16 protein-coding genes are annotated in these 18,536 nt (G+C 51.6%); 6 read left to right on the top strand and 10 right to left on the bottom strand.

The features are described from left to right. Positions 1–4 precede the first annotated feature (4 nt). Entirely contained in the window at positions 5–991 is a 987-nt protein-coding gene (thiL, locus tag ACMV8I_RS09305) for a thiamine-phosphate kinase (protein WP_498864941.1), read from the top strand. 77 nt (positions 992–1,068) lie between these two features. Beyond that, positions 1,069–1,563, top strand: a complete 495-nt coding sequence (gene pgpA, locus ACMV8I_RS09310; RefSeq protein ID WP_498865028.1) for a phosphatidylglycerophosphatase A — start codon at positions 1,069–1,071, stop codon at positions 1,561–1,563. Positions 1,564–1,641: 78 nt separating this feature from the next. Here pgpA and ACMV8I_RS09315 read toward each other — a convergent pair whose 3' ends face one another. The 4 genes from ACMV8I_RS09315 to xseB all read right to left on the bottom strand — a co-directional run bounded on the left by ACMV8I_RS09315 (position 1,642) and on the right by xseB (position 5,835). Further along, complete coding sequence (locus tag ACMV8I_RS09315; protein ID WP_498864942.1) at positions 1,642–2,616, bottom strand: aldo/keto reductase; 975 nt, start codon at positions 2,614–2,616, stop codon at positions 1,642–1,644. Between the two features lie 158 nt (positions 2,617–2,774). Next, positions 2,775–4,637, bottom strand: coding sequence for a 1-deoxy-D-xylulose-5-phosphate synthase (dxs, locus tag ACMV8I_RS09320; protein ID WP_498864943.1), 1,863 nt, complete (start codon positions 4,635–4,637; stop codon positions 2,775–2,777). Between the two features lie 19 nt (positions 4,638–4,656). Then, entirely contained in the window at positions 4,657–5,586 is a 930-nt protein-coding gene (gene ispA / locus ACMV8I_RS09325; protein ID WP_498864944.1) for a (2E,6E)-farnesyl diphosphate synthase, read from the bottom strand. Between the two features lie 6 nt (positions 5,587–5,592). Beyond that, positions 5,593–5,835 (bottom strand): exodeoxyribonuclease VII small subunit, encoded by a 243-nt coding sequence (gene xseB / locus ACMV8I_RS09330; protein WP_498864945.1) that lies wholly within the window; start codon positions 5,833–5,835, stop codon positions 5,593–5,595. A 292-nt stretch (positions 5,836–6,127) separates the two neighbouring features. Here xseB and thiI point away from each other — a divergent pair, with 292 nt between their 5' ends. Continuing rightward, complete coding sequence (thiI, locus tag ACMV8I_RS09335; RefSeq protein WP_498864946.1) at positions 6,128–7,576, top strand: tRNA uracil 4-sulfurtransferase ThiI; 1,449 nt, start codon at positions 6,128–6,130, stop codon at positions 7,574–7,576. A gap of 94 nt (positions 7,577–7,670) precedes the next feature. On the opposite strand, the gene secF is transcribed toward thiI, so the two are convergent. From secF to queA, 5 genes are all read right to left on the bottom strand, one after another. Next, positions 7,671–8,582, bottom strand: a complete 912-nt coding sequence (secF, locus tag ACMV8I_RS09340) for a protein translocase subunit SecF (protein ID WP_498865029.1) — start codon at positions 8,580–8,582, stop codon at positions 7,671–7,673. Positions 8,583–8,652: 70 nt separating this feature from the next. Next, positions 8,653–10,500 (bottom strand): protein translocase subunit SecD, encoded by a 1,848-nt coding sequence (secD, locus tag ACMV8I_RS09345; RefSeq protein WP_498864947.1) that lies wholly within the window; start codon positions 10,498–10,500, stop codon positions 8,653–8,655. 27 nt (positions 10,501–10,527) lie between these two features. After that, positions 10,528–10,860, bottom strand: a complete 333-nt coding sequence (gene yajC / locus ACMV8I_RS09350) for a preprotein translocase subunit YajC (RefSeq protein ID WP_140470712.1) — start codon at positions 10,858–10,860, stop codon at positions 10,528–10,530. Positions 10,861–10,981: 121 nt separating this feature from the next. After that, positions 10,982–12,124, bottom strand: coding sequence for a tRNA guanosine(34) transglycosylase Tgt (gene tgt, locus ACMV8I_RS09355; RefSeq protein ID WP_498864948.1), 1,143 nt, complete (start codon positions 12,122–12,124; stop codon positions 10,982–10,984). A 114-nt stretch (positions 12,125–12,238) separates the two neighbouring features. Continuing rightward, positions 12,239–13,309, bottom strand: a complete 1,071-nt coding sequence (gene queA, locus ACMV8I_RS09360; protein WP_498864949.1) for a tRNA preQ1(34) S-adenosylmethionine ribosyltransferase-isomerase QueA — start codon at positions 13,307–13,309, stop codon at positions 12,239–12,241. A 134-nt stretch (positions 13,310–13,443) separates the two neighbouring features. Between queA and ACMV8I_RS09365 the strand changes: the two genes are divergently transcribed. The 3 genes from ACMV8I_RS09365 to ggt all read left to right on the top strand — a co-directional run bounded on the left by ACMV8I_RS09365 (position 13,444) and on the right by ggt (position 16,899). Continuing rightward, complete coding sequence (locus ACMV8I_RS09365; protein WP_498864950.1) at positions 13,444–14,025, top strand: ACP phosphodiesterase; 582 nt, start codon at positions 13,444–13,446, stop codon at positions 14,023–14,025. Between the two features lie 208 nt (positions 14,026–14,233). Then, positions 14,234–14,836 carry a peroxiredoxin C gene (locus ACMV8I_RS09370; protein ID WP_498864951.1) on the top strand — a complete coding sequence of 201 codons (603 nt, stop codon included), beginning with the start codon at positions 14,234–14,236 and terminating at the stop codon, positions 14,834–14,836. A 299-nt stretch (positions 14,837–15,135) separates the two neighbouring features. Next, a complete protein-coding gene (ggt, locus tag ACMV8I_RS09375) occupies positions 15,136–16,899 on the top strand; it encodes a gamma-glutamyltransferase (RefSeq protein ID WP_498864952.1) in 1,764 nt (587 codons plus the stop codon). Positions 16,900–17,092: 193 nt separating this feature from the next. Here ggt and proY read toward each other — a convergent pair whose 3' ends face one another. Further along, the gene (gene proY, locus ACMV8I_RS09380) at positions 17,093–18,517 is read right to left on the bottom strand and encodes a proline-specific permease ProY (protein WP_498864953.1); all 1,425 of its coding nucleotides are present in this window, start codon (positions 18,515–18,517) and stop codon (positions 17,093–17,095) included. Positions 18,518–18,536 lie beyond the last annotated feature (19 nt).

Here is an 18,536-nt window from a genome sequence, read left to right on the forward strand (position 1 = left end):
TACTATGGCATGCGGCGAATTTGATTTAATAGCGCGCTATTTTAACCGGTATCGAACAACACGCCGGGACGTACAGTTAGGCATTGGCGACGATTGCGCCCTGCTGACTGTCGCAGAAAAGCAGTTATTGGCAGTAAGCACCGATACCCTGGTAGAAGGCATCCATTTTCTCAAGACAATTGATCCGGCAGACCTTGGCTACAAGGCGCTGGCGGTGAACCTTAGCGATCTGGCTGCTATGGGCGCTGACCCTGCCTGGGTTTCTCTGGCGCTGACCTTACCCGACGTTAACACTGACTGGCTCGAAGCCTTCAGTGACAGCCTGTTTGAACAATTAAACTATTACGGTATGCAGCTGATTGGCGGTGATACTACCCGCGGTCCGCTAAGCATGACCCTTACTATTCAAGGGCTCATTCCCATGGATCGCGCACTCACGCGTGCAGGGGCCCGCGTTGGCGACTGGATCTTCGTCACCGGGTCCTTGGGCGACAGTGCTGGCGGTCTGGCGATTTTGCTCGATCAGTTAGAAGTCAGCAATGCACAGCACCGTCAAAACCTTTTGCAACGTCATCTGCGCCCAATGCCGCGCATTCTGCAGGGTCAGGCACTGCGCGATCTCGCCACTTCTGCCATTGATATATCTGATGGGCTGATTGCAGATCTGCAGCATATTCTTACCGCCAGCGGCTGTGGCGCACGGCTTGATCTCGACGCGCTGCCGTTATCAGACGCCCTGCTCGCCAGTGTGGACAAAGAGCAGGCTTTGAAATGGGCGCTGACCGGGGGTGAAGATTACGAACTCTGCTTTACCGTTCCGGAAATCAACCGTGGCGCGCTGGATGTGGCGCTGAGCCATCTGGGCGTCGATTTTACCTGTATTGGCCAGATAGCTCCGCTTTCCGAAGGTGTGAAACTTATGCGTTCAGGCGCATCGGTTGAACTGGACTGGCACGGATTTGATCACTTTGCTGCAGGAGAAACCTTGTGACGAACGAACCAAAGCCTATCGGCCATAAAAAACGACCGGCGAATTACAAAGGTAAAACCGGCGACCATGTTCAGGACATGGCCGCGGCGAAAAAACGTCTAAATTTACGCAATCCGTGGCATTTACTGGCCACCGGTTTTGGCAGCGGTCTGTTCCCTGTCGGCCCGGGCACAGCGGGTTCCATTGCGGCTATTCCTTTCTGGATACTGCTGACCTATCTGCCATGGCAGGTATATTCGCTGGTGGTGATGTTCAGTATCTGCATCGGCGTATATCTCTGTCGTCAAACCGCCAGAGATATGCGCGTGCACGATCACGGCAGTATTGTTTGGGACGAGTTCGTTGGGATGTGGATCACCCTGATGGCCTTACCGACCAATGACTGGCAGTGGGTGCTAGCCGGTTTCGTGATTTTCCGCATTCTGGATATCTGGAAACCCTGGCCGATCCGCTGGTTTGACCGCAATGTTCAGGGCGGTATGGGAATTATGATTGATGATGTGGTAGCCGGTATTATCGCCGCGGGGATTATCTTTCTTATTGGCCATCACTGGCCGCTCGGTTTGTTCTGATCTCCGCCAGATGATAAATAAAAAAAACGCGGACGTTTTACGTTCAGCGTTTTTTTATTTATAGCCGGTTGAAACCGGTTATTGGAAACCGGTCTCCGCGTGTGGCTGGTAGGCCATTTCCAGTTCGGCGATCTCTTCCATAGACAGTTTTACCTGCAATGCCGCAATTGCGTCATTAAGATGCTCGGCGCGTGAAGCTCCAACTATAGGGGCCGTCACTACCGGCTTAGCGAGTAGCCAGGCCAGCGCTATCTGAGCGCGGGGCACGTTGTGATCTTCTGCGACTTTTGCAACACGTTCAGCGATTTTTGCATCGGCGGTTTCGGTGGCGTCATAGAGTTGGCTGGCAAATTTGTCTGAGACCGAACGGGCCGTCGTTTCTCCCCATGGACGAGTTAATTTACCGCGCGCCAGCGGACTCCAGGGCAACACGGCGATATCTTCATGCAGACAAAGCGGGTACATCTCATTTTCCTCTTCACGCTGGATCAGGTTGTATTGATCTTGCATCGAAACAAAACGCGCCCAGCCGTTTTGCGTTGAGGCTTCCAGCGCCTGTTTAAACTGGTGAGCATGCATGGAGGAGGCTCCGATATAGCGTGCTTTCCCGGCTTTCACTACGTCATTGAGCGCTTCCAGCGTTTCCTCTATCGGCGTCTCATAATCCCAACGGTGGATTTGCAGCAGGTCAACATAGTCCATACCGAGGCGTGTCAGGCTGTCATCGATGGACTGCATGATGGAAGCGCGAGACAGGCCAGGCTTGAGACCGGTTACCGCGTTATACACTTTCGTCGCGACGACAATTTTGTCGCGCTGGGCGAAATCTCGCAGGGCACGCCCCACAATCTCTTCGCTGCTGCCGTCGGAATAGCTGTTGGCAGTATCAAAGAAGTTAATACCGGTATCGAGGGCTTGTTTGATTATCGGACGGCTACTCTCTTCTGGGAGCGTCCAGGCGTGAGTCCCGCGATCGGGCTCACCAAAAGTCATACAGCCGAGACACAGACGTGACACCTTAAGATCGGTTTTCCCGAGGGTAGTAAATTGCATCATTCCTCCTGGTTTTTATTCTCATCAGTGAAAAGTTAAATGCTTAGCACGCTATAACTGTAGTTCACGGTAAAAAAAAGTGGTGAATGAGGAAAGAGAAGATGAAAAAACCACTGCCTGCTGACAGAGGTTTTTTCTAATGAGGTCAGTCAGTTAAGTCAGGCTAACCCATCGGTGATTTGACGCTCAATACCGGCGGCATCTAAGCCTAAGTCAGTACGAATTTCATCCTGCGTTCCCTGAGAAACGAAATGATCCGGCAGGCCAATATTAAGTACCGTCACCCTCATACGTTTTGACATCAACAGCTCGTTTACGCCGCTGCCTGCACCGCCCATGATGGCATTCTCCTCCAGCGTCACCAGCACGTCATGGCTGGCCGCCAGCTCTAGCACCAGCGCGTCATCAAGAGGTTTCACGAAACGCATATCGACCAGCGTTGCGTTAAGCTTCTCAGCCACCTTTTGCGCTTCGGGCAGTAAAGTACCAAAATTGAGAATAGCGATTTTTTCGCCTTCGCGCCGCACAATACCTTTACCCATTGGCAGAGAAGCCAGAGGTTCGCACGTTGCGCCAGTTCCACTGCCGCGCGGGTAGCGCACCGCAACCGGCCCCCCCTGATAGTGATAACCGGTGTGCAACATCTGGCGGCATTCGTTTTCATCGCTCGGCGTCATGATGATCATATTCGGGATACAGCGCATGAACGACAGATCAAATGCACCCTGATGGGTCTGGCCGTCGGCACCGACGATCCCACCCCGGTCAATGGCAAACAATACCGGCAGGTTTTGGATCGCCACATCGTGGATCAGCTGATCATAAGCGCGTTGCAGGAATGTCGAGTAAATAGCAACAACCGGCTTATAGCCGCCAATGGCCAGACCGGCGGCAAACGTCACCGCGTGCTGCTCGGCAATGGCAACGTCAAAATATTGCTGCGGATATTCGCGCGAGAAACGCACCATGCCAGAACCTTCGCGCATAGCCGGGGTTACCGCCATCAGCTTGCTATCTTTGGCGGCAGTCTCACACAACCAGTCGCCGAAGATCTTCGAGTAGGTTGGCAAACCTTCTTTGCTTTTTGGTAGCGTCCCCAGAGCCGGATCAAATTTCGGCACGGCGTGCCAGCTGATCGGATCTTTTTCAGCGGGCGCGTAGCCTTTGCCTTTCTTGGTCATAATGTGTAACAGCTGCGGTCCTTTTAGATCGCGCATGTTTTTCAGCATCTGCACCAGAGCCAATACGTCATGGCCGTCAACCGGACCAATATAATTAAAGCCAAGCTCCTCAAATAGCGTACCCGGCACCATCATGCCTTTGAGATGCTCTTCGGTACGGCGTACCAGCTCTTTAATTGGGGGAATACCAGACAGCACTTTCTTACCGCCTTCACGCAGGCGCGAATAAAGTTGGCCGGAGAGCAGCTGCGCCAGATGATTATTCAGCGCGCCAACGTTTTCGGAGATCGACATTTCATTGTCGTTGAGCACAACCAGCATATCGGACTTGATATCCCCTGCATGGTTCATGGCTTCGAAAGCCATACCGGCGGTGATGGCGCCGTCGCCAATCACGCAGATCGTGCGGCGACCTTTACCTTCGCGCTCAGCCGCAACGGCCATACCTAGGCCAGCACTGATTGACGTTGAAGAGTGGCCGACAGAAAGGGTATCGAATTCACTTTCACCGCGCCACGGGAAGGGGTGCAACCCACCTTTCTGACGGATAGTGGAAATTTTGTCACGGCGGCCGGTCAGTATCTTGTGCGGATAAGCCTGATGGCCAACGTCCCACACCAGCTGATCGAAGGGCGTGTTATAGACGTAATGCATCGCAACGGTCAGTTCTACCGTACCCAGGCCAGAGGCAAAATGTCCGCTAGACTGGCTGACGCTGGACAGCAAATATTGGCGAAGTTCGTCACAGAGCTTAGGCAGGCTCTCTTTTGGGAGCGAACGGAGTTCTTCAGGATTCTCCGCCAGCGCCAGTGTCGGGTATTTGGCTAGTTCAAAACTCATTAGTTGCTCATAGTAAGTATTAATTATCGCGCTCAATAACGAAGCTGGCTAATGCGAGAAGCGGCGCTATGTTGTAGGAAAGCGCGGCCAGTTGCTCTAACGCAGAGACGGCCTCCTGATGTAAATCCCTGGCTTTCGCCTGCGCACCGTCCAGTCCCAGCAGAGCCGGATAGGTGCTTTTGCCGAGATGTTGGTCGGCACCCTGACGCTTGCCGAGTTTCTCGGTATCACCGATCACGTCCAGAATATCGTCCTGCACCTGGAATGCCAGGCCAATGGCTCGCGAATAGCTATCCAGCAAAGGCAGCGCTGCACGGCCTGCTTCCCCTGCTGCCAAGGCACCCATGCGAACGGCGGCACGAATCAACGCTCCGGTTTTGTGGCGATGAATTGTCTCCAACGCCTGTAAATCGATTTGCTGTCCCTCTGCGGCCAGATCCAACGCCTGACCGGCGCACATACCCGCCACGCCGCTGGCCGAGGCCAGTTCGGAGATCATAGACAGGCGATCCTGCATACGAACATCTGCCATCGGGGCATCGGCGAGCAGTGTAAAAGCCAACGTTTGCAAGGCATCACCGGCCAGGATCGCATTGGCTTCGCCAAACTTAATGTGGCAGGTGGGCTGGCCACGACGCAGATCGTCATCGTCCATCGCCGGAAGATCATCATGGATCAAAGAATAAGCATGGATACACTCGATCGCCGCCGCCGGGGCATCCAGGTTACTAAGATCAAGGCCAAACAACGCACCGGTGGAATAGACCAGATAGGGGCGAAGGCGCTTACCTCCGAGTAACGCACCGTGGCGCATAGCGCCAATCAGCGGAGTATCGGGAAAAGGTTGAGCATCAATATATGACGTCAGCGCCTGGTCTACCCGATTTTGCAGTATGCGAAGCTGGTGGTTGAAATCGATGATTTCGGCCTGTTGCTCAATATCAGCCATAGCAGATCACTCAGAGTCCGGAGTAAAAGGTATCAGTGCAGCGTCATTGTCACTGTCGAGCAGTATTTGCACACGTTGCTCCGCCTGTTGTAATTTTTGTTGACCCTGACGGGCTAGCTGTACGCCATTTTCGAATTCGTTCAGCGCCTCTTCCAGCGGCAACTCACCGGACTCCAGACGAGCAACAATCTGTTCCAGTTCGGCCAGTGCAGTTTCAAAATTAGCAGGTGGTGCAGCTTTTTTCGGCATAATTCTCTTTCAAACTCGTTGGATCAGATGGACGGAACTGCCACGCGGCGTTGCAATGCTGAATAGCGCTCCGGTTGAAACTCCATGTCGGCTTGACATCAGACATGTGGTTTTGCGGGCAGAGTACTCAGTTTAGGTGATATACTTCGCGCCGCTACTGTTTTTGTTAAGTCAAAAAACATTCTTAAGCCTAAACCTTGTAAAAAATACAGTGGGCTTAACAATAATAGGCTTTTTGAGCCAGATTCAGCTACTGACTTCCCCTAATTCTCACCGCTAACAAAAGACTGCCATGAAGTTTATCATTAAATTGTTCCCAGAAATCACCATCAAGAGTCAATCGGTGCGTTTGCGCTTCATTAAGATCCTCGCAAGCAGCATTCGTAACATCGTGAAACCTCATGACGAGACCCTCGCGGTGGTTCGCCACTGGGATCATATCGAAGTTCGCAGCAAAGACGAAAGTAAACACGATTTGATCATAGAATTGCTGTGCCGTATTCCCGGCATTCGTCACGTCGAAGAAGTGGAAGACCGTCCTTATACGGACGTCCACAACATCTTTGAGCAGGCGCTGGAAGCCTACCGTTCTGAAGTAGAAGGCAAAACCTTCTGTGTGCGCGTAAAGCGTCGCGGCAAACACACTTTCAGCTCCGGTGATGTAGAGCGCTACGTTGGCGGTGGTTTGAATCAACATATTGAATCGGCGAAAGTCAATTTGACCTCACCTGAAGTGACGGTGAAGCTGGAAATCAACGACGACCAGTTGGTGCTGATCAAGAGTCGTCATGAAGGCCAGGGCGGTTATCCGATAGGAACACAGGAAGACGTTATCTCGCTGATTTCAGGCGGTTTCGACTCTGGCGTGTCAAGTTACATGCTGATGCGTCGCGGCTGTCGCGTGCACTACTGCTTCTTTAATCTCGGCGGGTCTGCCCATGAGATTGGCGTGAAGCAGGTGGCCTACTACCTGTGGAACCGTTTTGGCAGTTCGCATAAAGTTCGCTTTATCGCCATCGACTTTGAGCCAGTGGTAGGCGAAATTCTCGAGAAAATCGAAGACGGCCAGATGGGCGTGGTGCTGAAACGTATGATGGTACGTGCGGCGTCGCAAATCGCTGAACGCTATGGTGTGCAGGCGCTGGTGACCGGTGAAGCACTGGGACAGGTTTCCAGCCAGACATTAACTAACCTGCGCTTGATCGACAATGCTTCCGATACGCTTATCCTGCGCCCGCTGATCTCGCATGACAAAGAGCACATCATCAAGATAGCCCGCGAGATTGGCACCGAAGACTTTGCCAAAACTATGCCGGAATATTGCGGTGTGATTTCTAAAAGTCCGACCGTAAAAGCGGTAAAAGCCAAAATCGAAGCCGAAGAGCAGATGTTTGACTTCTCAGTGCTCGACAAAGTGATCAGCGAAGCACAAAACTACGATATTCGCCACATCGCCGAAGAAACGGCGAAAGAAGTGGCAGAAGTAGAAACGGTGGCGGAGTTTGACTCTACCGACATTCTGCTGGATATCCGTGCACCCGACGAAGTCGAGGACAATCCGTTGGCGCTGGAAAATATGCAGGTAGTCGCCTTACCTTTCTACAAACTCAGTGGGCAGTTTCCGTTACTCGACCAGACCAGAACCTATCTGTTGTACTGCGATCGCGGCGTGATGAGCCGGTTACAGGCACTGTATCTGATCGAACAGGGTTTCAAAAATGTGAAAGTCTATCGCCCATAACTTCCACAGACTGAGCCAGGTTCTCTTTAAATAAAAAATAAAAAAGCCCCGCAGTTCAAATTCGGGGCTTTTTAGTGGCTAACGTCAGGACAGCTTAAGGCAGGATCGAAGGCTGATCTGCGCCCTCTTTCTCGACTTTCTGCTGCAACATGTGCTCGCGTTTCATCCCCAGTTTCAGGGCCAATGCGGACGCCACATAGATAGATGAAACTGTACCAATTGATACACCAATCAACATGGTCAATGAGAAGCCTTCCAGCAACGCACCGCCAAAGATATAGAGCATCAACACCACCATCAGCGTAGTGGCTGAGGTCATGATGGTACGGCTTAACGTCTGGGTCAGGGACACGTTCATGATTTCGTAAGAAGTGCCGCGGCGGATCTTACGGAAGTTCTCACGAATACGGTCCGATACCACAATAGAGTCATTCAACGAGTAACCGATAACCGACATCAGGGAAGCGACAATGGTCAGGTCAACTTCGATCCTGAACAATGACAGCACGCCCATGGTGATCAACACGTCATGCGCCAGTGCGATAACCGCACCCAGCGCCAGTCTCCATTCGAAACGGAAACCCACGTAAATCAGGATAGAAATCAGCGCCATTAACAGCGCCATTCCGCCGGCTTGCGCCAAGTCACTGCCCACACTCGGACCGACAAACTCAATGCGTTTTACGGACGCATTTTTGTCGATATCGGCGTTGATGAGGCCAATGACTTTGTTACCCAGTTCCTGACCTGCAGCGCCGGTCGCCGGTGGCAGGCGGACGATAACGTCACGGCTGCTGCCGAAGTTCTGCACAACTGGATCAGCGAACCCTGCCTTTTCCATCGCTGCACGCATGTCATCAAGGTTGGCAGGTTTATCAAGGCTGATTTCAATTACCGTACCGCCGGTAAAATCCAGGCCCCAGTTAAACCCGCGAACGCCCATGATAGCGATAGACGCTACTAACAACAGGCCCGAGATCATGAAGGCCACGTTGTCCCAGCGCATAAAGTCGATGACTTTACGGCCATAGTTCAGTTGTTCAACAGTATATTGTTGCTGTGCCACAACGCACTCCTCAGATAGACAGCTTTTTAATGCGTTTGCCGCCGTAAAGCAGGTTGACGATGGCACGGGTTCCGACGATCGACGTAAACATCGAGGTTGCTACACCGATAGCTGTGGTGATAGCAAAGCCTTTTATCGAACCGGTACCCACCGCATAAAGAATAATCGCAGTGATCAGAGTGGTAATGTTGGCATCGATGATACTGGAGAACGCACCTTTGTAGCCTTCATGAATCGCCTGCTGAACTGAACGTCCGTTCCGCAGCTCTTCCTTAATACGCTCATTGATCAATACGTTGGCATCAACTGCCACCGCCAGCGTTAACACGATACCGGCAATACCCGGCATGGTCAGTGTGGCCCCAGGCAACAGGGACATCACGCCAACAATCAGGATCAGGTTAGCAACCAGCGCGGTAGTCGCAATCAAGCCGAATTTACGGTACCAAACCACCATAAACAGGATTGATGCCACCAAACCCCACAAGCAGGCTTCCAGACCTTGGGTAATGTTTTGCATACCCAGAGTTGGACCGATGGTACGTTCTTCAACGATCTGAATTGGCGCGATCAACGCACCGGCACGCAGCAACAGAGAGAGCTGGCGGGCTTCATTCGGATCGTTAACCCCGGTAATACGGAAACTGTTACCCAAACGCGACTGAATTGTCGCCACGTTGATCACTTCTTCCTGCTTAGCCAGAATCGAACGACCATTAGCATCTTTCTTACCACTGTCTTTGTACTCCACAAACAGGGTCGCCATCGGTTTACCGATATTGTCCTTAGTGAAGTTAGACATGGCGTTACCGCCTGCGCTGTCGAGAGAGATGTTAACTTGCGGCTGGTTGTACTCGTCCATGTTGGACGTTGAGTCGGTGATATGGTCACCGGTCAGGATCACGCGTTTGTACAAGACAACCGGGCGACCATCACGGGTATTTTTCACTTCGCTGTCACCCGGCACGCGGCCTGATGTCGCAGCAGTTGCATCAACGTTGGTGTTAACCAGACGGAATTCCAGCGTAGCTGTCGCGCCCAAAATTTCTTTGGCACGTGCAGTGTCCTGAATGCCCGGCAATTCAACCACGATACGGTCTGAGCCCTGACGTTGTACCAATGGTTCGGCCACACCTAACTGGTTTACACGGTTACGCAAAATATTAATGTTTTGCTGAACAGCGTATTCGCGAGCTTCGCTCAGACGCGCATCCGTCATGACAACGCTGGCAGCATTATCACCGCTGGAGCTGATGACTAAATCACGATGACGTGGGGAAAGATAGCTGACGGCGCTGTCGCGGGTCGCGGCATCACGGAAACGGATTTCGACACCATAGTTGTCAAGTTTACGTACCGTGGCGTAAGGAATATTTTTCTCGCGCAGATCGCTGCGCATGCTGTCCATGGTCTGTTCTTGCAGCTTGCTCAACGCGGTATCCATGTCAACTTCCATCAGGAAGTGCACACCACCACGCAGGTCAAGACCGAGCTTCATCGGCTCAGCACCCAGCATGCTTAACCATCGCGGCGTTGCTGGCGCCAGGTTAAGTGCAATAACAAATTTGTCGCCCAGTGCGCTGGTGAGTGCTTCGCGTGCGCGCAGCTGCACATCAGTGTCTTTAAAGCGGGCAAGGATCTGACCATTTTCCAAAACAATAGATTTGCTCTGAAGCTTGTCTTGATCTAATACATTTTTGACTTGGTCCAGCGTTGCAACACTGGCGTCGGAGCCCCGAGCGCCAGTAATTTGAACAGCCGGATCCTCACCATAAAGGTTGGGAAGTGCATATAGCAGACCGACGATGACCACAACGATCAGCATCAGATACTTCCACAAAGGATAACGGTTTAACACGGCAGTTCCCTTCGGGAAAATCGAAAATTAAAGAGCCTTCATCGTACCTTTCGGCAGAACGGCAGCCACGAAGTCACGCTTGATCATCACTTCAGTGGTGTCATTCAGCGCGATAACAACATAACCGGTTTCGGCTACTTTGCTTACGCGACCGATCAGACCACCGGTGGTCATCACTTCGTCACCTTTACCGATGGAGTCCATCAGTTTTTTGTGTTCTTTAGAGCGTTTCTGTTGCGGGCGCAGGATCATGAAATAGAAAATCAGACCAAAGACCACCAGCATGATGACCAGAGAGTAAGGACTTCCCTGTGACGGTGCGCCGGAAGCTGCGACTGCATCGGAAATGAAAAGACTCATTTAAATTCCCTCATTGTTGTTATGAAACATAACGATAAGTCGTTTGTTTCTGTTGAATCGACTCGTTTAAAAGCGTCGCCAAAATAGCGACGCCAGGTAAATTGTAAAATATCAATTTAAATCAAAAGTTTAAAGGCGGAACCTCTTTGCCTTTACCCTCGTAGAACGCCTTCACAAACAGCTCTAATTTACCCTCTTCGATAGCCTGGCGTAAACCCGCCATCAAACGCTGGTAATAGCGCAGATTATGAATGGTATTCAGCCGCGCACCCAGTATTTCGTTGCAACGGTCGAGATGATGCAAGTAGGCACGACTGTAATTGCGACAGGTGTAACAATCGCAATGCTCATCGAGCGTCGTTGTGTCGTCTTTATACCTGGCATTTCGAATTTTCACGATGCCGTCGGTGACGAAGAGATGACCATTCCGCGCATTCCGCGTTGGCATAACACAGTCAAACATATCCACGCCACGGCGCACGCCTTCGACCAAATCCTCCGGCTTGCCGACGCCCATCAGATAACGCGGTTTGTCTTCCGGGATCTGCGGACAGACATGTTCCAGAATGCGGTGCATGTCCTCTTTTGGCTCACCAACCGCCAGGCCGCCCACAGCGTAACCATCAAAGCCGATATCCACCAGCCCTTTTAATGATACATCTCGTAAATCTTCGTAAACGCTGCCCTGGATAATCCCGAACAAAGCATTCTTATTATTCAATTCGTTGAAACGGTCACGGCTGCGTTTTGCCCAGCGAAGTGACATCTCCATCGAGCTTTTGGCGTAATCCCAGTCAGCAGGATATGGCGTACATTCGTCGAAGATCATCACAATGTCAGAACCGAGATCGTTTTGGATCTCCATCGACTTCTCAGGGCTGAGGAACACCGGATCGCCGTTGATAGGATTGCGAAAATGCACGCCCTCTTCTTTGATTTTACGCATCGCACCCAGGCTGAACACCTGGAAGCCGCCGGAGTCGGTGAGGATCGGACCATGCCAGTTCATAAAATCATGCAGATCACCGTGCAACTTCATCACTTCCTGGCCCGGGCGCAGCCACAGATGGAAGGTATTGCCAAGCAGGATCTGCGCGCCCGTTTCTTTCACTTCTTCCGGCGTCATGCCTTTTACCGTGCCATAAGTGCCAACTGGCATAAATGCCGGGGTTTCGACATACCATTTTTCACAAGAACTGCCACGTTCGAAGACCAAACGTCCGCGACGTGCGCGGCCATCGGTGGTGCTTAATTCGTACTTCACATTGCCTCCAGCATCAGAGAAACAGTCTGATGAGGTTACTCCGCGTCACTGTGCGCGGAAAAATAAAGCCCAAATACACAGAGTGCGTCCGGGCCGATGGTTATTGGCTAATAGCTACTGGCTGACTGATTCAAGCGGCGCCAGAAGGTTACGATTGATGAACATTGCATCGCCATAACTAAAGAAACGGTACTGCTCAGCCACCGCCTGGTGGTAAGCATTCATGGTATTTTTGTACCCGGCAAACGCCGATACCAGCATGATCAGTGTTGATTCAGGCAGGTGGAAGTTGGTGATCAGGCAATCGATCACCTGATAATGGTAGCCAGGGTAAATAAAGATCTTGGTATCGCCAAAGAATGGCGCAATCAGCGCATCTTCGCTGGCTTTCGCGGCACTTTCCAGCGAGCGTACAGAGGTCGTACCGACCGCTACCACTTTATTGCCGCGCGCCTTACACGCCAATACTGCGTCAACCACTTCCTGTGGAACTTCCGCATATTCGGCATGCATTATATGCTCTTCGATAGTCTCCACACGTACCGGCTGGAAAGTACCTGCGCCCACGTGCAGCGTGACGAAAGCAAACTCAACGCCCTTCTCTTTCAGCGCATCCATCAGCGGCTGGTCGAAATGTAAACCCGCAGTCGGTGCGGCCACCGCGCCCAGACGTTCGCTGTAAACCGTCTGGTACAGCTCGCGATCAGCTTCTTCATCCGGGCGGTCAATATAAGGCGGCAACGGCATATGGCCGATTTCATCAAGCAAGGTAAAGACATCACGGTCTTCATTAAATTCGAGTTCAAACAACGTGTCGTGGCGCGCCACCATGGTGGCTTTAATATTTTCGTTATCGCCTAATAACAGTTCTGCGCCCGGTTTAGGCGATTTTGATGCCCGGACGTGCGCCAGGATGCGTTTCGAATCCAATACACGTTCGACCAATACTTCAATCTTGCCGCCGCTGGCTTTACGACCAAACACGCGGGCAGGGATCACACGTGTGTTGTTGAAAACTAACAGATCGCCAGCATCAATTTTGTCGAGCAGATCCGTGAAAATCCCGTGAGTCAGCTCACCTGTCGGGCCGTCCAGCGACAGTAAACGGCAGCCGCTGCGTTGGGTTTGCGGATAGCGGGCAATCAGGGACTCAGGGAGTTCAAAAGAAAAATCGGCAACACGCATGGCTTTTCACTTCACTTAACGGACAAAAACAGGCGGGTTAGTCTAGTGGTACCGACCTTTGGCTGCAAGCTTATGCCGTAATTAAGACGCCGCAGACATGTCCTCCATCATGTTTATTGCACTATAATGCCGGAATGAATTTTTTAGCTCACCTCCATTTGGCCTCACTGGCCAACAGTTCGCTGCTGGGTAACCTGCTGGCTGACTTCGTTCGTGGCAATCCCGACGGCCTTTATTCTGATAATATTGTCAGCGGGATCCGCATGCATCGTCGGGTTGATGTCATGACCGACGGGCTGCAGGAAGTCAAAATTGCCCGCGGATATTTTCGTCAGGAGTTCCGCCGCGTTGCACCCATTACACTGGACGTGATGTGGGATCACTTCCTGTCCCTCCACTGGGAAAAACTGGTACCACATATATCGCTGGAAGATTTCATCGCACAGTGCCAACAGGAAATTGAACCGCAACTCGTCGGTATGCCAGAACGTTTTCAAAATCTGAATGCCTGGCTATGGCCGGAGCGCTGGATGCAGCGCTATGCCGCCCTGCCGTTTATTGGCAATGTATTAACGGGGATGGCGTCCAGGCGACCAAAACTCAGCGCGCTGGAAGGCTCTTTCCACGACCTTGAGCTGAACTATGACGCGCTAGAACAACTTTTTTGGCAGTTTTATCCCCAGATGATGCACCAGGCGAAAAACCGGCAGCTTTAACTGCTCTGGGCTAAAGTGTGAAATACAACACGAATCTATGTAACTTCCTCCATTATCCATAGCTTCAGTTGAGATCTGTCTCACAAATTGATAGCCAGATACTATCTGATTGATTGGTCTGATGGGGTTTATTCGCTTCACTCCAGCCCTTATACTGGCTACCGATTTATACATCCTATTCACTTACCTACTATAAACAGGAGTACTTATGGTCCTGGTAACTCGTCCAGCCCCTGATTTCACCGCAGCAGCCGTACTCGGCAGCGGCGAAGTTGTTGAAAACTTCAACTTTAAAAAACACACTGCAGGCAAGCCTACTGTTATCTTCTTCTGGCCAATGGACTTCACCTTCGTGTGTCCATCTGAATTGATCGCTTTCGATCACCGCTATGAAGAATTCCAGAAGCGTGGCGTAGAAGTTGTCGGTGTTTCCTTCGACTCAGAGTTCGTTCACAACGCATGGCGTAACACTCCGGTAGAGAAAGGCGGTATCGGTCCTGTTAAATACGCAATGGTTGCTGACATCAAACGCGAAATTCAGAAAGCTTACGGTATCGAACATCCGGACGCTGGCGTTGCACTGCGCGGCTCTTTCCTGATCGACAAAGCCGGTGTGGTTCGCCACCAGGTTGTTAACGACCTGCCACTGGGTCGTAACATCGATGAAATGCTGCGTATGGTTGACGCGCTGCAATTCCACGAAGAGCACGGCGAAGTTTGCCCTGCTCAGTGGGAAAAAGGCAAACAAGGTATGGGTGCCTCTCCGGACGGCGTCGCTAAATATCTGTCTGAAAACGCGTCAAAACTGTAATCCTTCACGGAAACAGCACAATAACGGTCAGCCTCGCTGGCCGTTTTTTTTTGGTTGTCGTTTCTGTCAGTTAATCGTCATCTTCACATTTTCGTAACAAACTCCTGCCCGTCTCTTCTCATTCCCGCTACGCTCAATATGTCCCGATTCCATCATCAAATGGCATTGTGGAAAACTGGCGTGCGCTTTGCATGACTCTACGCAGGCGAAGGGACAACGATCGCCATAAAAAAAACGTTATCACACAAGAACCTGAAAGTTCTGTAACCAAAATGACAGGGTAATAAACAGGAGTTTATATGTTGGTAAGTCCATGGAAAAAATCGCTCATCGCACTGGCAATGCTCTCAAGCTTTCCGCTGTATGCAGCTTCCAATCCCGCAGTAGAATCCAAAAATGGCATGGTGGTAACCTCGCAATACCTGGCCTCGCAGGTGGGTGTGGATATCCTGAAAATGGGCGGAAACGCCATTGATGCCGCCGTCGCCGTAGGTTATGCGCAGGCGGTCGTTAACCCTTGCTGCGGTAACATCGGAGGCGGTGGCTTTATGACCGTGCACCTGGCTGACGGTAAAGATACCTTCATCAATTTCCGTGAAACCGCACCGGCTGCGGCAAGCGCCGACATGTATCTCGATGCAGACGGCAAAGTGAAAAAAGATGCCAGTTTATATGGCTATCTGGCCTCAGGCGTTCCAGGCACCGTGCTTGGCATGGACACCGTGCAACGCGAATACGGCAAATTGACCCGCAAACAGGTGATGGCACCGGCCATTAAACTGGCACGTCAGGGCTTTTTACTGACCCGCGCCGATACCGATATTCTCGATACCACGGTCAAACGCTTCAAACAGGACCCGGAAGCGGCCCGCATATTCCTGCGCAAAGATGGCTCTGCCCTGCAACCGGGCGACAAACTGGTGCAAAAGGATCTGGCGAACACGCTGGAAGCCATATCTCAACGAGGACCGGACGCCTTCTATAAGGGCAAAATTCCGCAGGCGGTTGAAGCAGCCTCTAAAAAAGGCGGAGGCATCCTCACCGCGTCCGACTTTGCCAACTATAAAGTCACTGAAACGGCCCCTATAACCTGTAGCTACCGCGGCTATAAATTCGTCTCAGCACCTCCGCCAAGTTCCGGCGGCGTGACGATGTGTGAAATCCTGAATATTGTCGAAGGCTATGATATGAAAAGCATGGGCTTCAACTCTGCGGCTTCCATACACTACTTAACCGAAGCCATGCGTCACGCCTACATGGACCGTAATACCTATCTGGGCGACCCGGCATTCGTTAAAAATCCGATCGACCGACTGGTCAGCAAAAGCTATGCCGAAGAAATTCGCAAAAAAATCGAAACGGACAAAGCCACACCGTCTACTCAGGTTCAACCCGGCATGGAACCCCACGAAAAACCGGAAACCACCCATTACTCTATCGTCGACAAAATGGGTAACGCCGTTTCCACCACCTATACCGTTAATGGCCGCTTTGGTTCAGTGGTGATTGCACCCGGCACGGGTTTCTTCCTCAATGACGAAATGGATGATTTCACCGTAAAAGTTGGCGAAAAAAATCTCTATGGTCTGGTACAAGGCAGCCGAAATTCTATCGCCCCCGGTAAGCGCCCACTCTCTTCCATGAGCCCGAGTTTAGTGACTAAAGATGGCAAAATATTTATGGTTCTCGGATCGCCGGGCGGTTCGCGCATCATCACTATTACTCTGCAAACGGCGATTAACGTGATTGATTACGGAATGCCGCCACAGGAGGCCGTAGACGCACCGCGCATTCATCATCAGTGGTTGCCGAACGAAGTCTATTACGAGCAGCGCGGTGTCTCTGCAGACAGCCTGAGTATTCTGGCTAAAATGGGATACAAAATGGTCGAACAGACCCCGTGGGGTGCGGCTGAGCTGATTTTAGTGGGATTACCGGGAGCAGCAGGCGTAACGTCCGCCAACTCAGGCAATGATTCGGCGGTATCCGGGAAAGTGCGCGAAGGTTATCTGTATGGCGCGAATGATGTTCGACGCCCAGCCGGTGCGGCTATCGGCTATTAACCTTCATCCTTCCAGCTGTCTCTGCGTTGGCTGCCTTCATTCACCCCGGTCATATGCTGATGTATGCTCCCGGGGTTCACTCAGTTGCCGCCCTGATACAACTCGAATGATTTTGGTTAACTATAATTAATAGAAAGCCCCCGATATCGCAATGATATCGGGGGCTTTTCTTTACCCAAAGGTAAGTACTTGCTTACGCCTGATTACTTAGCGCCAGTGCTTCTTTCTTACGATCGTTACGCAGCTTAAATACATAACCGACCAGCAGCACGACCACCCACACCAGACCAACATATAGTGATATGCGAGTATCCGGGAAGTAACCGATCAGTCCGATGATAAATACCAGGAAAATAATGCCGAATACTGAGGTGTACACGCCGCCGCGTAGCGGGAACTCCAGCTCTTTAACCTGCTGTTTATTGAGTTTTCGACGAAAACCAATCTGTGAGAACAGGATCATAATCCACACCCAGACGGTGGCAAACGTCGCCAGAGATGCTATCACCAGAAATACGTTGGACGGCATGATGTAGTTGAGATAAACCGCAATCAGCAACGCGCCCATCATCACCAAAACCGTAACCCACGGCGTCCCCAAACGTGACACTTTGCTGAACATTTTAGGCGCCTGTCCCTGCTTTGCCATCCCGTGCAGCATACGGCCAACGCCGAACACATCACTGTTAATCGCAGAAAGAGAAGCAGTAATGACCACAAAATTTAGAATGCCTGCCGCTGCAGTGATACCCATATGCTGGAAAGTCAGCACGAACGGACTGCCCTGCGTCCCTACCTGATTCCACGGGAAAATCGACATAATCACAAACAGCGTACCCACGTAGAACACCAGAATACGCAGCGGAACGGAGTTGATGGCTTTAGGAATCGACTTCTTCGGATCCTCAGCTTCACCGGCTGTAATGCCAATGATTTCAATACCACCGTAGGCAAACATCACCAGTTGCAACGACAGTATCGTGCCCATGATTCCCTGACTGAAGAACCCACCATGACTCCACAAGTTGTGAATACCGGTGGCCTGCCCGCCGTTGCCAATGCCCCAGAAAATAATACCAAAGCCCGCCACAATCATGATGATGATAGTCAGCACTTTGAAGAAGGAGAACCAGAACTCCAGCTCACCGAAGACCTTCACACTCACCAGGTTGATAGCACCAATGATCAGCACGACGCTGAGCACCCAGGTCCACTGCGGGACATCCGGGAACCAGACGCCCATATAGATACCAAACGCTGTCACATCGGCAATCGCCACAATCAGGATTTCAAAACAGTAGGTCCAGCCGGTGATATAACCCGCCATCGGCCCGAGATAGTCCTGCGCATAACGCGAAAAGGAACCGCTCTGAGGATTGTTAACCGACATCTCACCCAGAGCGCGCATGATGATGAACGCGATAATCCCACCGACCAGGTACGCCAGAAGAACACTGGGACCGGCCATTCTTATCGCTTCGGCCGAACCATAAAACAATCCTGTCCCGATGGCCGAACCGAGCGCCATAAAACGGATATGCCGCGTGGTCAAACCGCGCTTTAGCTTATTCGCTGGCGGTTCTTTCCCAACCGACGTTTGTTCAACTGATTGCTGCATGTGAATTAATCCAATGTCT

Source organism: Ewingella sp. S1.OA.A_B6, assembly GCF_049889095.1.
Taxonomy (GTDB): domain Bacteria; phylum Pseudomonadota; class Gammaproteobacteria; order Enterobacterales; family Enterobacteriaceae; genus Ewingella.

What these genes read in the sequence shown, in the direction of transcription:
- proY (WP_498864953.1), bottom strand. Translation starts at nt 18,517, where the DNA reads ATGCAGCAATCAGTTGAACAAACGTCGGTTGGGAAAGAACCGCCAGCG.
- queA (WP_498864949.1), bottom strand. Translation starts at nt 13,309, where the DNA reads ATGCGTGTTGCCGATTTTTCTTTTGAACTCCCTGAGTCCCTGATTGCC.
- yajC (WP_140470712.1), bottom strand. Translation starts at nt 10,860, where the DNA reads ATGAGTCTTTTCATTTCCGATGCAGTCGCAGCTTCCGGCGCACCGTCA.
- ACMV8I_RS09315 (WP_498864942.1), bottom strand. Translation starts at nt 2,616, where the DNA reads ATGCAATTTACTACCCTCGGGAAAACCGATCTTAAGGTGTCACGTCTG.
- thiL (WP_498864941.1), top strand. Translation starts at nt 5, where the DNA reads ATGGCATGCGGCGAATTTGATTTAATAGCGCGCTATTTTAACCGGTAT.
- secF (WP_498865029.1), bottom strand. Translation starts at nt 8,582, where the DNA reads ATGCGCTGGGACAACGTGGCCTTCATGATCTCGGGCCTGTTGTTAGTA.
- thiI (WP_498864946.1), top strand. Translation starts at nt 6,128, where the DNA reads ATGAAGTTTATCATTAAATTGTTCCCAGAAATCACCATCAAGAGTCAA.
- pgpA (WP_498865028.1), top strand. Translation starts at nt 1,069, where the DNA reads ATGGCCGCGGCGAAAAAACGTCTAAATTTACGCAATCCGTGGCATTTA.
- ACMV8I_RS09365 (WP_498864950.1), top strand. Translation starts at nt 13,444, where the DNA reads ATGAATTTTTTAGCTCACCTCCATTTGGCCTCACTGGCCAACAGTTCG.
- xseB (WP_498864945.1), bottom strand. Translation starts at nt 5,835, where the DNA reads ATGCCGAAAAAAGCTGCACCACCTGCTAATTTTGAAACTGCACTGGCC.
- ggt (WP_498864952.1), top strand. Translation starts at nt 15,136, where the DNA reads ATGTTGGTAAGTCCATGGAAAAAATCGCTCATCGCACTGGCAATGCTC.
- dxs (WP_498864943.1), bottom strand. Translation starts at nt 4,637, where the DNA reads ATGAGTTTTGAACTAGCCAAATACCCGACACTGGCGCTGGCGGAGAAT.
- ispA (WP_498864944.1), bottom strand. Translation starts at nt 5,586, where the DNA reads ATGGCTGATATTGAGCAACAGGCCGAAATCATCGATTTCAACCACCAG.
- ACMV8I_RS09370 (WP_498864951.1), top strand. Translation starts at nt 14,234, where the DNA reads ATGGTCCTGGTAACTCGTCCAGCCCCTGATTTCACCGCAGCAGCCGTA.